Raw genomic sequence first — 16,553 nt, forward strand, 5'->3', positions numbered from 1 at the left:
GCGGCCGGATCGGCCCGTTTTCCCCTGTCCCGCAGCGAAAGCGGACTAGCCTGCCGCAGTGGACGGTCAGCCTGGGACGAACCTGCTCGGAGAATTGCGGCGTGTGGCCGGACTGACGCAGGAGGAGCTGGCGGAACGCACGGGGCTGACGGTGCGCGGGATCAGCAACATCGAACGCGGCCGCGTCGCCCGGCCGCGGCGACGGTCGCTGGAGGCCCTGGCTCGCGGGCTGGGGCTGCGGAACGACCAGATCGCCGGATTCGTGCGGCATTATCTGCCGGACGCCGACCCCGCTCCGCGGACGGCCAGCGCGCCGCCTTCGGCTTCCGTGCCCGCCCAACTGCCGTCCAGCAGCACGTCTTTCACCGGACGGCGTGACGAGCTCGCGATGCTCGACGACCTGGCCGCCCGCCGTGACCGGGCCGTGGTCGTCGCGGTCCTCGAAGGCATGGGCGGGGTGGGCAAGACGTCGCTGGCCGTGCGCTGGGCGCAGTCGGTCCGCGCGGAGTTCCCGGACGGTCAGCTGTTCGCGAACCTGCGCGGCTACGGCCCGGGCGCGCCTGCCGACCCGGCCGAGGTGCTGCATTCGTTCCTGCGCGCGTTCGGCGTGCCGGGCGCGGAGGTTCCGGCGGACCTCGACGGCCGTTCGGCATTGCTGCGCAGTGTGCTGGCCACGCGTTCGGTGCTCGTCGTCCTCGACAACGCGCGGTCGGCGGACCAGGTCCGGCCGCTGCTGCCCGGGCACGCCGGCTGCGTCGTGGTCGTGACGACCCGCTCGACGTTGCAGGGGCTGGCGGTCAGCGACGACGCGCACCGGGTCACCGTGCCGCCGCTCGACGAACACGAGTCGGTCGCGCTGCTCGGCCGGTTCACCGGCAAGGCCCGGCTCGGCGCCGACGAGACCGCGCTGGCCGAGGTCGTGTCCGGCTGCAGCGGGCTGCCGCTCGCGCTGCGGATCGTCGGCGAACGGCTGGCGCACGACCGCGGCCTGGCGGAGGTGGCCGCGGCGATGCGGTCGACGAACGACCGGCTCGACGCGTTCACCACCGAGGAGGCGAGGACGTCACTGCCGGCAGTGCTGTCGTGGTCGTACGAAGCACTGCCCGGCGACGTCGCGAGCGCGTTGAGGCTGCTGGGTCTGCACCCCGGGCAGCACTGGGACGCGACCGCCGCGGAGGTGTTGCTGGACGCCGACGCGGCCGAGACGCGGCGGCTGCTGCGGGCGCTGGTGGCGGGGCATCTCCTGGAGCACCGCGTGGACGGCCGTCACGAGTTCCACGACCTGGTCCGCGACTACGCGCGCAGCCTCGCCGACCGTCGGCGGCCGGCCGCGATGCGCCGTCTCGCCGGGCATTACCTGTCCGGCGCGGCCGCCGCCGCGGACGCGATCGCGGCGAGGGACCCGAACCGGCGACCACTCCTGACCCCGGAGGTCGGCGTCCGGACGTTCGAGGGTTCCGAGGAGGCGGCTTCCTGGCTGGCGACCGAACTGCCCACGCTGCTCGCGATCGCCGAGGAGTCCGCGGGCGCGGGCGGCACCGCGTACGCCCGCGACCTGTCCACCGTGCTGTGGCAGGCGCTGCGTCTCCACGGCCACTACGACGCCTTGCACACGCTGCACGGCTTCGCGCTCGCCGAGGCACGACGGGCTGGGGACCCGTTCGGCGAACAGCAGGCGTTGACCGACGTGGCCGCCATCTGCGCCCGCGTCGGCCGGTACGACGAAGCCGTCGAGCGGCTCACCGCCTGCCTCGAAGTACCGGGCAGCCGGACGGCGACCGCCCGCGCGCTCACCACGTTGGGCACGGTGTACGCCCAACTGGGCCGGTACCCGGAGGCGGCCCAGCACCTCCGGGAGGCCGTCGAGCTGGCCCGCGAGGTCGGCGACACGCTCAACGAAGGCCGGGCTTACGGCAATCTCGGGTTCGTCCACGAGCATCTGGGTGAGCTGGATGCCGCGCTGGGGAGCTATCAGCGGGGGTTGGACATCGCGGAGCGGATCGGCGACAACGCCGCCGTCGCGATCTCCCTGCACAACCTCGGCGACGTCTACCGGGCGCTCGGCCGCTACGAGGAGGCTCGCGAGCACCTCGACCGGTCGCTGATCGTGAGCCGGGCGGCGGGTCACCGCGAGGCCGAGGGCTACGCGCTGGTGTACCTCGGGCTGGTGCATCTGCACCTCGGCGACCCGGTGACCGGGCGCGAGTACGAGGAGAAGGCGCTCGAAATCGCCGCCGCGACCGGTATCCGTCCGCTGGAAACGCTGGCGCACAACGGCTTGGGCGACAACGCCCGGGCAGGCGGCGACCGTGCGGCGGCTTTGGCGCACTACCTGCGGGCCCGCGACGTCGCCCAGCTGACCAGCGAGCAGCACGAGGAAGCGCGGGCGCTGGACGGCATCGCGGCGACCTACGAGGACGCCGGCGAGACCGAAAAGGCCCGTCCGTACCGCCATCGCGCACGGGCCCTGTACGACGCCATGGGCATCCCCGGCTGAGCAATAAGCGATCACGCGTGATCAGAAAGCGCACACGCGTGATTGGAAGCGGAACTCGCGTGATCAGAAGGCGAACACGATGATCGCCGCCCAATCACGCATGATCGCCGTCTAATCACGTGTGATCGTCGTTCAATCACGCTGCTCGATCGCGGTCCGTGTGCCTGTGGTTCCGGTTGGTGAGCGCGGTTCGCCGACCGGAACTTCCGGCGTCGAAGTTCCGGTCGGTTGTTCATGGACCGTGCCGGTCCGGCCCCAGTTGAATCGGCCGAGGTCCACTTCGGACCGACTGGGGCGTAAAGGAGTTCGGCGGAGTTGCGGGCAGAACTGGGCAGGGCCGGCCGGGTACACGAGGCGTTCGAGGACCAGGCGGGCCGGACCCCGCACCGCGTGGCGGTCATCGCCGGAGACCGGCGGACGACCTACCGGGAGCTGGACGAGGCCGCGAACGCCGTGGCGCACGCGCTGCTGGAACGCGGGATGTCGCGCGGCGCCCTGGTCGGCGTGCGCCTGCGTCGCGGACCGTGGCTGGTGCCGGTGCTGCTCGGGGTACTGAAGGCCGGTTGCGCGTACGTGCCGCTCGACCCGGCCGCCCCGCGTGCGGCGGTCGCCGAGATCGTCGAGGACTCCGGGCTGCGGCTGGTCGTGGTGGACGAACCCGGCGCGGACGAACCGGCACCGGTGCTCGCCGTCGCGGACATCGACGTCACGCGCACCACGTCCCCCGGCGTCACCGGCGCGGGTTCGGACCTCGCCTACGTGATCTACACGTCCGGCTCGACCGGACGACCCAAGGGCGTCGAAGTCGAACACCGCAACGTGCTCGCGTTGCTGCGCTGGGCGGCCGCCACCTACTCCGACGACGAACTGCGGGGCGTGCTCGGCGCCGCCTCGGTGTGTTTCGACGCGTCGGTCGCGGAGTTGTTCCCGCCGTTGGTCACCGGCGGCAGCCTCGTCCTCGCCGAGAACCTGCTGGCGCTGCCGGGTCTTCGCGACGAAGTCACGTTCGTGCAAGGCGTCCCGTCCGTGCTCGCCGTCCTGACCCGCACACCGCTCCCGCCTTCGGTGCGGACCGTCGCCATCGCCGGCGAACCGCTGAGCCGCGCGCTCGTCGACCGGATCCACCGCAACGACGGCGTCCGGCGGATCGTCAACTGCTACGGCCCGACCGAGGCCACCGTCAACTGTTCGTCCTACGAGGTCGGCCGCGACGAACGGACCGACCCGCCGATCGGGACCCCGTTGCCCGGCGCGGAATTCTCCGTACGCGACCGGGACGGCCGTCCACTCGGTGACGGCGAAACCGGCGAGCTGTGGGTCAGCGGCGCGCTCGTGACCCGGGGCTACCTCGGACGGCCCGAGCTCACCGCGAGCAAGTACGTGACCGAGAACGGCGTCCGGTACTACCGCACCGGCGATCTCGTCCGGCGGCAGGACGGCGTCCACCACTTCGCGGGCCGTGTCGACGATCAGGTGAAGGTCCGCGGGTTCCGGGTCGAACCCGGCCAGGTTCAGGCGGTGCTGCTGACCCATCCGGCGGTCGGCAACGCGGTCGTGCTCGCCCCGGCCGACGAATCCGGGGAACGACGCCTGATCGGGTTCGCCGAACCGGACGGCGACCGGCCGACCGAAGCCGCGCTGCTCGCCTGGCTGCGCGCACGACTGCCCGGACACCTCGTCCCCTCCCGGATCGCCGTACTCGACGCGATCCCGCTCGGCACCACCGGAAAGGCCGACCGGGCGGCTTTGGCGGCCTGGGTGTTCGATCGCGACGCCTCGGCCGAGTTCGTCGCTCCGCGCACCGACACCGAACGGTTGGTCGCCGAAGCCGTCACGGCGGCCTTCGGGCTGACGGACATCGGCGTGCACGACCGGTTCACCGACTCCGGCGGTCACTCGCTCGCCGCGGCGCGAGCGGTGGCGCGGCTGCGCGAAACGACCCACCGAATGATCAGCCTGGAGGGCTTCCTCACCGACGGCACGGTGGCCACCGTCGCGCGGCGGCTCGACGAAGCCCCGGTCGCCGAACCGGCGGCGGAACCGCTCAGCGACCCGCGCCGCGAGGTCTTCCCGCTCACCCACACGCAACGCGACCTGTGGACCCTCGCCCAGCTCAGCCCGACGGGCACCGCCACGACGGCCGCCTGGCGCCTGCGTCACCATGGCTCGTTCTCGCGCGAGGCGATCCAGAGCGCGGCGGACGCGCTGGTGGCCCGGCATCACGCGCTGCGCGGCACCGTCCAGGATCACGACGGCGAGCCGGTGCTCGTCATCGGTCCACCAGCCCCGGTTCCTCTCGAGGTCCTCCAGGCAGGCGAGGGATCGGCCGCGGCACGGCACGCGTTCGATCTGCGCACCGAAACCCCGTTGCTGCGGATCACGGCGCTCCGGGTCGCCGACGAAGTCACCGAGCTGATCGTCGTTTCCGACCACATCGCCACCGACGGCGTCTCGATCGGCGAGCTCATGACCGGTCTGGCGGGTGCGGACGCGCCGGAGCCGGGGGCGCAGATCGGCGACGTCGCCCTCCGCGAACAGGCACTCGAGCGGGACGACCGGCTGACGCGGTACTGGGCGGCCGAACTGGCCGGAGCGGTCCCGCCCGACGCGCTCTTCGACCGGCCCGCCCCCGGAATACAGCGGTTCCTCGGCGAGCGGGTGACCGTTCCCCTGCCCGAAACCCTGCGCACGGCGGTGGACCGGCTCGCCTCGGCCTCCGGGGTCACGCCCTTCGCGGTCTACCTGTCCGCACTGGGTGTGCTGACCGGTTCGCTGGTGAACGGCTCGGACGTCCTCCTCGGGACGGCCGCGGCGCGGCGGGATTCCGCCGATCTCGCCCATACGGTCGGCCCGCTGGTGGACGTGCTTCCCGTCCGGCTGCGCCCGGATCCGGCCGGTTCGTTCCGCGACCTGCTGCGCACCGCCATGACGACCACCGTGCGGGCCATCGACCACCGCGGCCTGTCCTCGGGCGAGCTCACCGAACTCTGGGGCGGCGACCGTCCGGCGGGGATGCCGCTCACCCCGGTGTCGCTTTCCGTGCAGCCCGCCGGGCTGCCGGTGTCGGTGCACGGGCCGGGCACCCGGCTGGACCTGCTCGGCGAACTGCCCACCGGCGGCAGCCACGCCCCGCTGACGGTCTTCGTGAACGAGCACGTCGATGGTGGTGAGCTGATCCTCGAGCACGATCCGGCGCTACTCTCCCCCGCCCGGGCGCAGTGGTTCACCCAGTCCCTGTTGCACATCCTTCGGTCCGCACTGTCCACTCCGGACGCCGAATTGTCTACTTTGGACCTGATCGGCGACGAAGAACGCGCGAAGCTCGCGGAATGGGGCACCGGCGCCCCGCTACCGCCGTCCGAGGCGGTCAGCGTCCCGGACGCGGTCCTGCGCCACGCCGCACGCGTCCCGGACGCGCTCGCGGTGTCGACGCTGACCTATCGCGAGCTGGTCGCGCGTGCCGACCGGGTCGCCCGCGCCCTGGTCGCGGCGGGCGTCCGGCGAGGGGACGCGGTCGGGGTGTGCCTGCCCCGCGACGAACTGCTCCCCGCGATGCTGCTGGCCGTATGGCGGGCAGGCGCCGGGTATCTGCCGCTGGACCCCGACCTGCCACCCGCCCGGCTCGCCCAGCTCGTCACCGAGGCGGGTGTGAACGTCGTCCTCACGCGCGGCGGCACGCGCGACATCGCCTTGCCTGGCACGGTGCTCGACGCCGATTCGGTCGCCGACGCCGAGGCGGAGCTGGTCGTGCCGAGCGGTGACTCGCTGGCCTACGTGCTCTACACGTCCGGCTCGACCGGGCGGCCGAAGGGCGTCGAGGTGACGCACGCGAACCTGCACGCCTTCGTCCAGTCTCGTCAGGTGTCGCACGGCATGGCGCCGGGCGACACCATGGCGGCGATCGCGCCCTTGGCGTTCGACGTCTCCGTCGAAGAACTGTGGTGGCCGCTCGCCTCGGGCGCGCGGTGTGTGATCGCCGACCGCGACCAGGCTGTCGACGGCCACCAACTCGCCCGGTGGATCGCAGAAAACGGCGTCACCATCGCCGATCTGACGCCGACGAGCCTGCGGATGCTGCTCGCGGCGGACTGGCCGGGCGACCCGTCCTTGCGGCTGCTGCTCGGCGGTGAGGCACTCGATCCCGACCTCGCCGCACGGGTGTTGCCGCTGGTGAGCGAGCTGTGGAACGGGTACGGCCCGACGGAGGCGACGGTCGCGGCGACCGCGCACCGGGTCACGCCCGGCGACACCTGGGTGCCGATCGGCGAACCGACGCCCGGCGCCCGCCTGTCCGTACGCGACGTCGGCGGCAGGCCCGTTCCGGCAGGCGCGATCGGCGAGCTGTGGATCGGTGGGAGCGGCGTCGCGCGCGGCTACCGCGGGCACCCGGAGCCGGCCGCGTTCGTCACCGAGGAGGACGGCCGCTGGTACCGGACGGGCGACCTCGTCCGGTGGCGGCCGGAGGGCACGCTGGAGTTCCTCGGTCGCGCCGACGACCAGGTGAAAGTGCGCGGCAACCGCTTCGAGCTCGGCGAGATCGAGGCCGCCCTGCGGTCACTGTCCGATGTGGACGACGCGGCGGTCGCGGTGATCGCGGACGGCGGCGACGCCCACCTGGCCGGCTACCTCACGCCGGCGTCGGCCGACCCGTCGGCCGCCCAGCGACACGTCGGACGGCTGCTGCCGGGATACATGGTGCCGAGCCGCTGGCTGACGCTCGACGCGCTTCCGTTGCTGCCCAACGGGAAGCTCGACCGGCGCGGGTTGCCTCCGGTGCCGTCCGCCACGACCGCCGCGGCGGCCCCGCTCTCAGCGGACGAGGAAGTGGTCGCCGAGGTCTGGCGATCCTGCCTGGACGTCGGCGAGATCGGCCCGGACAGCGATTTCTTCGCCCTCGGCGGCCGGTCCCTGGCGGCGACGCGGGTGGTGGGGACGCTGCGTGAGCGGGCGGTCCACCGGATCACCGTGCGGACGCTGTTCGACCACCCGGTGCTGTCGGACTTCACCGCCCAGCTGGGCGGCCTGCGCGCCGAACCGGCGGGTCCGGTCGAAGAACTGGTGGCGGTCGTGTGGGCCCAGACACTGGGCCACGACCGGGTCGGCGCGCTGGACGACTTCCCGTCACTCGGCGGCGATCCGGCGAAGGCCGCCCAGGTTGCGGACCGCCTGTCGGCGGCGCTCGGTTTCCCGATCCCGGCGGGGAGCGTGCTGGAGCACCCGGTCTTGCGCGAGTTCGCCAAGGCACTGAACGCCATGGCCATGACGGCCCTCGAATCCGTGCCCACGGGCGGCACGGCATGACCATCGACCAAAGGCACCACATGACCGCGGCACCGCACCTTTCCAGCCTTCTCGCGCAGCGCGCCGCAGCCGCCTTGCGCGGCGACACCACTGAGCGCCCCACGCCGCTCTCCCCCGCGCAAGCCCGGCTGTGGTTCCTCGCCCGCTTCGAACCCGACGGGCACGCCTACAACATCCCCGTCACCCTCGAACTCACCGGACCCGTCGACACCGGCGCGCTCCTCGCCGCCGTCCGGGACGTCGCACGGCGGCACGTCGTCCTCCGCAGTGTCCATCGGGAGATCGACGGCGAACCACGCGCCGTTCCCCGGTCCGCCGACGAGATCCCTGTGTCCACTGTGGACGCCCTCGGCACAGGAACCGACCGGCCCTTCGCGCTCGCCGACGAGCCGCCCATGCGGGCCACGCTCTTCCCGGCCGCGGAAGACCGTCACCTGCTGGAACTGACCTTCCACCACATCGCCATGGACGCCGCCTCGGTCGACGTCGTGCTCGAAGATCTCGCCGCCTGCTATGCCGCCCGGCTCGGCCTCCGTCCCGCACCTGAACCGCCGGACCGCCAGTACGCGGACTTCACGCCTCCCCTGCCGCATGAGGACGATCTGGCCTGGTGGTGTCGGCAGCTCGCGGGGACGGGGGTGCTGGAACTGCCCGTCGACCGGCCGCGTCCGGTCGTCGCCTCCGGCGAAGGCGCCGAGGTGCCCGTCGAGATCCCGCCGGGGCTCACCGACCGGATCCAGGACGTCGCCAGGGAGACCGGCTGCACGCCCTTCGCCGTCCTTCTCGCCTGCTGGCAGGCACTGCTCGGACGTCTCGCGGGCACGGACGACGTCGCGGTCGGTGTCCCGGAATCGGGACGACGACAGCCCGGATCGGAACGGATCGTCGGCTGTTTCGTCGACACCCTCGTGCTGCGCACGGATCTCTCCGGCGTCACCACCGGCCGCACCCTGCTCGCCGCCGTCCGCGACACCGTGCTCGACGCCTTCTCGCACCCGGATGTGCCCTTCGAGCGCATCGTCGAACGGCTCGCGCCCAAGCGGAGCCTCGACGCCTCACCGATCTTCCAGGTCATGCTCAACGTCCTCGACGACCCGCCGGGCACGCCCGAGTGGCCAGGGCTCGACGCGCGGGTGCTCCCGGCGCCGGTGCGCGGCGTCAAATTCGATCTGAATCTCGCACTGTCCCGGGTGGACGGTGCCTACCGCGGTGGGCTGTCCTTCCGCACGGACCTGTTCGATCCCGGCACGGCCGAACGGATCGCCCGGTGGTTCGTCGCGCTCCTCGACGGCGTCACCGCCGATCTCGACCGGCCGGTCGCCGGCGTCCCCCTCGAAACGGTGACCGGTCCCGTGCTCGCCGGGCCCGCGCCGGAGAACACCGAATACCCGCCGGTGCACGTGCTCATCGAGCGGACCGCCGGCCGCGTCCCGGACGCGGTCGCGGTCGTCGGCGGGACCGGTTCGCTGACCTACCGGCAGCTCGACGAGCGGGCCAACCGGCTCGCGCATCGGCTGCGTGAACTGGGCGTGCGCGCCGACGAGCCGGTCGGGATGTTGCTGGAGCAGGGCACCGATGTCGCGGTCGCGGTGCTGGGCATCATGAAGTCCGGTGGGGCGTATCTGCCGATGGACACCACCTACCCGCCGTCGCGGGTGGCGGCCATCCTTCGCACCGCGAAGGCCCGGATCCTGCTCATCCAGCCCGGCCTCGACATCACCGTTCCCGATGTCACCGTCCTGACCGTCGACGACGCCGTCGCGGGTCAGCCCGCCACACGGCCGGGCGTCCCGGTCGCGGGGCACGACCTGATCCACGTGATCTTCACGTCCGGTTCGACCGGTGCGCCGAAGGGTGTCGCGGTCGAGCACCGCAATGTCGCGCATTACCTCGCCGGGATGCTGCCGCGGCTCGGTGATGTGGCGGGCGCGTCGTTCGCGGTGGTCTCCACGCCGGCGGCCGACTTCGGCCTCACCTGCGTCTATGGCGCCCTCACCACCGGCGGCACGGTGCATCTGGTCGAGCGGGACACCGCGATGGACCCGGAATCCTTCGCCCGCTACCTGGCGGAGCATCCGGTCGACGTGCTCAAGTGCGTGCCCAGTCACCTGGAACTCCTGGCGCGTCACGGAGATCTGGCCTCGGTGCTGCCGCGCGCGTTGCTCATCCTGGCGGGCGAGGCCTGCCCATGGTCACTGGTCGAACGTGCCGAAGCGGCCCGGCCCGGGCTGCGCGTGCAGAGCCACTACGGGCACACCGAAAGCACGATGATCTCGATGACCTGCGACGTGGCCGCCATCCCCGGCCACGAGCGGGACGGCTACGTACCGCTCGGCACCCCGCTGCCCGGCGTGGTCGGCTACCTCGTCGACCGTGCCGGTGCGGTGGTGCCGCCCGGGATGACCGGCGAGCTGGTGATCGGCGGACCGCAGATCACCAGCGGCTATCTCGGCGACGACACCCAGACCGCCGACAGGTTCAGGCCGGACCCGCTCGGCGCGGGGGTCCGGTGCTTCCGCAGCGGGGATCTGCTGCGTGTGCGCGCCGACGGCACTGTGCAGTTCCGTGGCCGGGCCGACGACCAGGTGAAGGTTCGCGGCAACCGGGTCGAGCTGGGCGAGGTCACCGCCGCGCTGCGGGACGTCGACGGGGTGGCCGAGGCCGTGGTGCTGCCGGTCGGTGACGGCCTCGACCGGCGTCTGGCCGCGTGGCTCGTCGGGCCGGGGCTCGACGTGGCGACCGTGCGCCGGACACTGCGCGAACGCCTGCCGGACTACATGGTGCCCGCCTCGCTGACCGTGCTGGAACGCTTGCCGCTCAACGCCAACGGCAAGATCGACCGCGCCGCGCTCCCTCAGGCCTCCGCGCCCGCCCCGGCGGTGCGCCGCCCGGTCGCCACCCCGGCGGAACGGCTGGTCGCCCGGGTCTGGACAGAGGTCCTCGACCGGTCCGACGTCGGCGCGGACGACGACTTCTTCGCCGTGGGTGGCCATTCGTTCGCCGCGGTCCGGGTCGCCGGACGGCTCGGCGAGGCGCTGCACCGGGAGGTGTCGGTGCGGACGCTGTTCGAGTATCCGGTGCTCGCGGATCTGGCCGCGGTGCTGGAGGCCGACACCGGCGGGGTGTCCGGCGGCGCGCCGATCCCCGTGCGCCCCGATCCCGAGGCGCCTGCTCCGCTGTCTTCCGCGCAGGCCCGGCTGTGGTTCCTCGATCTGCTGGAGCCCGGATCCGCCTACAACAGGGACATCGTGCTGCGCCTGCGCGGCGAACTGGACACCGACGCCCTGGCCCGCGCGGTGCGCGAGGTCGCGGCCAGGCACGTGGTGCTGCGCAGCGTGATCGAAGACCGCGACGGCACCCCGATGGCCGTCCCGCTGCCCCCGGACGCGATCGAACTGTCCATTGTGGATACGGATGACGCCATGGCCGCGTATCAGGCCGAGGTGGAACGGCCCTTCTCGCTCGACCGTGAGCCGCCATGGCGGGCGAAGCTGTTCCGTGTCGCCGAGGACGACCACGTCCTGGCGATCACCATCCACCACATCGCCACCGACAACTGGTCGCGGGGCATCATCGGCACCGACCTCGCGGACGCCTACAGCGGCCGGACGCAGAACCCGGTTCCCGTGCAGTACGCGGATTACGCGGCCTGGCAGGCCACGCGGCAACGTCCGGAAGACCTCGACTGGTGGTGCGAGCGCCTCGCCGGGCTTCCACCCCTCCTCACCCTGCCCACCGACCGGCCCCGGCCGCCGGTGGCCGCCTGGTCCGGCGGGCACGTCCGCTACACGCTCCCCGCCGGTCTCACCGCGACGCTCCGCCGTGTCGCCGGCGAGACGGGCACGACCCCGTTCATGGTGCTGCTCGCCGGCTGGCAGGTTCTGCTCGGCAGGCTCGCGGGCGCCGACGACGTCGCCATCGGCGTGCCGGAGGCCGGACGCCATCACTCGGGTGTCGAAGCCACGGTCGGCTGCTTCGTCAACACGCTCGTGCTGCGCACCGATCTGGGTGGCGAGCCGACCGTGCGCGAACTCCTCGGCCGGGTCCGGGAGACCGTGCTCGGCGCGTTCGCGCACGCGGAAACGCCGCTGGAAGCGATCATCGAGCGGCTCAGACCGGACCGCACGATGTCCGCGACGCCGCTGTTCCAGGTGCTGCTCAACGTCCTCGACCAGCCCGCGCCGGAGCCGGTCATCCCCGGTCTCGACGTCACGCCGCTGCCCTCGGCCACCGAACGCGTGAAATTCGACCTCAGCATGGCGCTGGTCAACGTCGGCGACACCTACTCGGGCGAACTCGCCTACCGGACCGATCTGTTCGACGCCTCGACCGCCGAACGGATCGTCGCGGACTTCCAGGATCTGCTCGAAGTTCTTCTGTCCGATGTGGACGCCACGGTCGGCGTCACGGTCGTCCCCGGCGAGACGGTCGTCCCCGCCGCGGCGAAGCGAGGAGGCGGCGTCCCGGCGACACCGTCCGAACAGCGGGTCGCCCAGGTCTGGGCGCAGGTGCTCGAGGTGCCCGAGGTCGGCGTCGACGACGACTTCTTCGCGCTCGGCGGGCATTCGTTCACCGCGGTGCGCGCGGTGCGGTTGCTCGACGAGCGGTTGCGCGTCATCGACCTGTTCCTGCGCCCGACCGTCCGCGAACTGGCCGCCTACCTCGACGCGGGCGAGGAGACCGGCGGCATGCTCCACCGTCTTTCCCCGGCGCGGGCGGGCGCGGCGGAGGCGACGTTGATCTGCGTGCCGTACGGCGGTGCCTCGGCTGCGGTGTTCCAGCCCCTGGCCAACGAGCTGGACGGCGTCGACGTCCGCGCGGTCGAACTGCCCGGCCACGACGTCGCCCGCCCGGACGAGGAGTTCGGCACGATCGACGAGATCGTGGCCGCCCTCGCGGACGAGATCGGCCGGACGGTCACCGGGCCCGTCGCGGTGTACGGGCATTGCGTCGGTTCGGCGGTCGCCACGGCGCTGGCCGCGCGGCTGGAGGCCGACGGCCGGACCGTCCTGGGCGTGGTCGTCGCGGGCAGCTTCCCGGCCGCCCGCCTGCCTGGCCGTCTTTCCGCCTGGCTGCAACGGAAGTTCCCGCGCGAGCGGTGGGTGTCCGACCGGCTCTACCGAGACACGCTCCGCGCGGGCGGCGGCCTCCTCGACGACATGGACGAGAAGGCGAGCACCGCGATGCTGCGGGGCCTGCGGCACGACGCCGCGCAGGCGCAGGCCTGGTTCGGCCGCGAACTCGGTACCGAGACCCGGCTGTCCGCGCCGATCCTGTGCGTGGTCGGGGCGAGCGACCCGGCGACCGAGCTGTACCGGGAACGCCACCGGGAGTGGGGTGCCTTCGCCGACCGCGTCGATCTCGCCGTCCTCCCGAAGGCGGGCCACTACTTCCTTCGCCACCAGGCCGCGGAGGTCGCCGGCATCCTGCGGACGCGGCTTACCCAGTGGGCCGCAGGGGAACTGCCGCCGCGGGTGGACGACGTCCCGGTGGCCGACGGCCGCCGCGGGTTGCGCGCGTTCTACACCGTCGCCGGTGGCCAGGCGATGTCGATGATCGGCAACGAACTCAGCTCGTTCGCACTCGGTGTCTGGGCCTACCAACGCAGCGGTCGGGTGTTCGACCTCGCGCTCGTGGTGCTCCTGGCCCGGCTGCCGAGCATGCTGCTGACCCCGGTCGGCGGCGCGCTGGCCGACCGGTTCGACCGCCGCCGGATCATGCTGGCCTGCGATCTGGTGAGCGGGGCGGCGATGGTCGCGCTCGCCGTCCTCGTCGCACTGGGGCGGCTGGACCTGCCGACGGTCTGCGTGATCGTCGGGGTGACGTCGCTGGCGTCGGCGTTCCACCGGCCCGCGTACCTCGCCGCGATCGCCCAGCTGGTGCCGAAGCCGTACCTGCCGCAGGCGAACGCGCTGGCCGACATCGGGATCGGGCTCGGCACCGTGCTCGGCCCGATCCTCGGCGGTGTCCTCATGGGACTGTCCGGCCTCACCTCGGTCGTCGTGGTCGACGCCGCCACGTTCGCCGTCGGCGTTGTGACACTCCTGGCCGTGCGCTTCCCAGACCGGCTCTTCTTCACCCGCCAGGAGCCGTTCCGCAAGGCCCTCACCGGCGGCTTCCTGTTCGTGCTGCGCCGCAAACCCCTGCTGGCGATGGTCGGCTATTTCGCCGTGGTCAACTACTTCACCGCGCTGATGTGGGTGGTCATCACGCCGCTGGTGCTGTCGATCGGGAGTCCCGGCGAGCTCGGGTTCGTCAGCGCCGCCGGTGGTGTCGGTGCCGCGGTGGGAGCCGTGGTGGTGATCTGGTGGGGCGGAACGAAACGCCGCGCGACCGGGATGATCGGGTTCGTCATCGGCTCCGGTCTCGGGGTGCTGCTGATGGGGGTCTGGCCGTCGGCGCTGGTCATCGCGGCGGGTCTGTTCATCCGGCTGGCCTGTATGAGCATCGGTAACGCGCACTGGCTGTCGATCATCCAGACGAAGGTGGGCCAGCATCTGCAGGGCCGGGTGCTCGCCATCAACGTCATGCTGGCCACGGCCATGTCGCCGCTCGGGTTCCTCACGGCCGGTGCGCTGTCCGACTGGTTCAGTCCGCTCGCCCGCGGGTTCGGCGCGCTGGATCCGGTCACGGCCAACGATGCCCACGCCGGGGTCGCCGCGCTGATGGTGTTCTCCGGGATCGTCCTGGTCGTCTGGGGTGTGCTCGGGCTGCGGTACCGGCGGCTGCGGGACATCGAGGATCTCCTGCCGGACGCCGCCCCGCCCACCGAGGTCGACGCCGACCTCGACCGTGTCCAGGCGCTCGCCGACCGGGCGGTGGCCCGATGACGCGCCTGGTGACCGGGGACGACGTCGCGCGGGCGGCCGACCGGATCCGGTACTCCGTGCGCCGCACCCCCGTACTCGGACCGGTCGACGGACTGTGGATCAAACCGGAGAACCGGCAGCGGACCGGTTCGTTCAAGGTCCGCGGCGCGCTCAACGCGGTCGCCGGGCTGACGGGCCACGTCCTGGCCCAGTCGTCCGGCAATCACGGCCGCGCGGTCGCCTACGCCGCGGCACGCCAAGGGGTGAAGGCCACGGTGGTGCTGCCCGAAACGGCGCCCGCGTTGAAGGTCGACGCGGTCCGCGCGCTCGGTGCCGAGGTGGTCGTCGTGCCACCGGGTGAACGGGAATCCGCGACGGCCGAACTGCTGGCCCGCACCGGTGCCACGCTGATCACGTCGGCCGATTTCGCGGTGATCGCCGGCCACGGCACGGTCGGCGCGGAGATCGTGACGGATCTGCCGGACGCGGGCACCGTCCTGGTCCCGGTCTGCAACGGCGGCCTGCTCGCGGGCGTCGCCGTCGCGGTCAAGGCGTACTCGCCGGGGACGCGGGTCGTCGGTGTGGAGCCCGAACTCGCCGCCGACGCGGCCGACTCGTTCCGCACCGGCCGCCTGACGCGCTGGCCGGTCTCGCGGACCTACCGGACGATCGCCGACGGCTTGCGTGCCCCGGTGCTCGGCGAGCTGGCGTGGGAGCACGTCAAGACGCTCGTGGACGACGTCGTCACGGTCGACGAGGAGAGCATCGTCGCCGCGCAGGCGTTCTTGTTCGACCGGTTCGGCGTGGTAGCCGAACCGAGCGGTGCGGTGGCGACCGCCGCCCATCTGACCGGGCGCGCCGGGTCGTCGGGAAGGGCGACGGTCGCCGTCGTCTCCGGCGGGAACGTCGCCGCGCCACCACTGGGGGCAAGGAGAGAGCAGGTGTCCGTTGAGCACGGCTGAAATCGGCGGTGTGCTCGCCACGATCGGGAACACTCCCTTGGTCGCCCTGGACCGGGTCGTCCCACTGGCGGGTTCCCGGGTGTTCGCGAAACTGGAGAAGTTCAATCCGGGCGGCAGCGTGAAGGACCGGACCGCGCTGAATATGCTGCGCGGCGAGATCGGCTCCGGCAGGCTCGTGCCGGGCAGATCGGTGGTCGTCGAGTCCACGTCGGGCAATCTCGGTGTCGGCCTCGCCCAGATGTGCGCGTATTTCGGGCTCGACCTGGTGTGTGTTGTCGATACCCGTACGACCGCGCAGACCCTCGCGCTGCTGCGGGCCTACGGCGCCACGGTCGAGGTCGTCACCGCCCCGCTGGACGGCGACCTGCTCGGCGCCCGGATCGCCCGGGTGCGGGAGCTCCTCGCGCTGCTGCCGGACGCGTTCTGGCCCGATCAGTACGCGAATCCGCTCAACCCGGCGGCGCACGAGCACACGATGCGCGAGATCGCGGACGCGCTCGACGGCCGCGTCGACTATCTGTTCTGCGCGGTCAGCACCGGCGGCACGATGCGCGGCTGCGCCGACCACATCCGGCGCGAAGGGCTGAGCACGAAACTGATCGCGGTCGACGCCGCGGGCAGCGCGATCTTCCACGTGCCGACGGAAGAACGCCGGATCCCGGGCCACGGCGCCGGACGGCGGCCGCCGCTGGTCGACACGTCCGCGGTGGCCGAGGTCGTGCACGTGACCGATCTCGAATGCGTGCGGGCCTGCCGGACGCTCGTCGCGCGCGAAGCCATCCTCGCGGGCGGTTCCTCCGGCGCGACCGTGGCCGCGCTCGCGAAGCTGCGCGACCGCATCCCGCCCGGCTCCCGCTGCGTGCTCGTCTTCCCTGACGACGGCAACCGCTATCTCGACACCATCTACTCCGACGCGTGGGTCCGCGGTCACTTCGGCGAAGTGCCTGACGTGACCGCCCGCGCCCTGGCCACCATCTCCTGAGG

5 protein-coding genes are annotated in these 16,553 nt (G+C 72.4%); all 5 read left to right on the top strand.

The window, feature by feature from the left end:
* Positions 1–58 precede the first annotated feature (58 nt).
* The 5 genes from AJAP_RS42520 to sbnA all read left to right on the top strand — a co-directional run bounded on the left by AJAP_RS42520 (position 59) and on the right by sbnA (position 16,551).
* Positions 59–2,497 carry an ATP-binding protein gene (locus AJAP_RS42520; RefSeq protein WP_084098242.1) on the top strand — a complete coding sequence of 813 codons (2,439 nt, stop codon included), beginning with the start codon at positions 59–61 and terminating at the stop codon, positions 2,495–2,497.
* Between the two features lie 315 nt (positions 2,498–2,812).
* Positions 2,813–7,798, top strand: coding sequence for a non-ribosomal peptide synthetase (locus tag AJAP_RS19025; protein ID WP_038513558.1), 4,986 nt, complete (start codon positions 2,813–2,815; stop codon positions 7,796–7,798).
* Positions 7,795–14,628 (top strand): non-ribosomal peptide synthetase/MFS transporter, encoded by a 6,834-nt coding sequence (locus AJAP_RS19030; protein WP_084098244.1) that lies wholly within the window; start codon positions 7,795–7,797, stop codon positions 14,626–14,628. The genes AJAP_RS19025 and AJAP_RS19030 overlap by 4 nt, the downstream gene beginning before the upstream one ends.
* Positions 14,625–15,569 carry a threonine ammonia-lyase gene (locus AJAP_RS19035; protein ID WP_038513560.1) on the top strand — a complete coding sequence of 315 codons (945 nt, stop codon included), beginning with the start codon at positions 14,625–14,627 and terminating at the stop codon, positions 15,567–15,569. Before AJAP_RS19030 ends, AJAP_RS19035 begins: the two co-directional genes overlap by 4 nt.
* Positions 15,556–16,551, top strand: coding sequence for a 2,3-diaminopropionate biosynthesis protein SbnA (sbnA, locus tag AJAP_RS19040; RefSeq protein ID WP_038513562.1), 996 nt, complete (start codon positions 15,556–15,558; stop codon positions 16,549–16,551). Before AJAP_RS19035 ends, sbnA begins: the two co-directional genes overlap by 14 nt.
* The last annotated feature ends 2 nt before the right edge of the window (positions 16,552–16,553 follow it).

The organism is Amycolatopsis japonica (assembly GCF_000732925.1).
In the GTDB taxonomy this organism is placed as follows: Bacteria; Actinomycetota; Actinomycetes; order Mycobacteriales; family Pseudonocardiaceae; genus Amycolatopsis; species Amycolatopsis japonica.

Bases quoted from the DNA above. Each gene is read 5' to 3' on its own strand.
- AJAP_RS19035 (WP_038513560.1), top strand. From the start codon at position 14,625: ATGACGCGCCTGGTGACCGGGGACGACGTCGCGCGGGCGGCCGACCGG.
- AJAP_RS19030 (WP_084098244.1), top strand. From the start codon at position 7,795: ATGACCATCGACCAAAGGCACCACATGACCGCGGCACCGCACCTTTCC.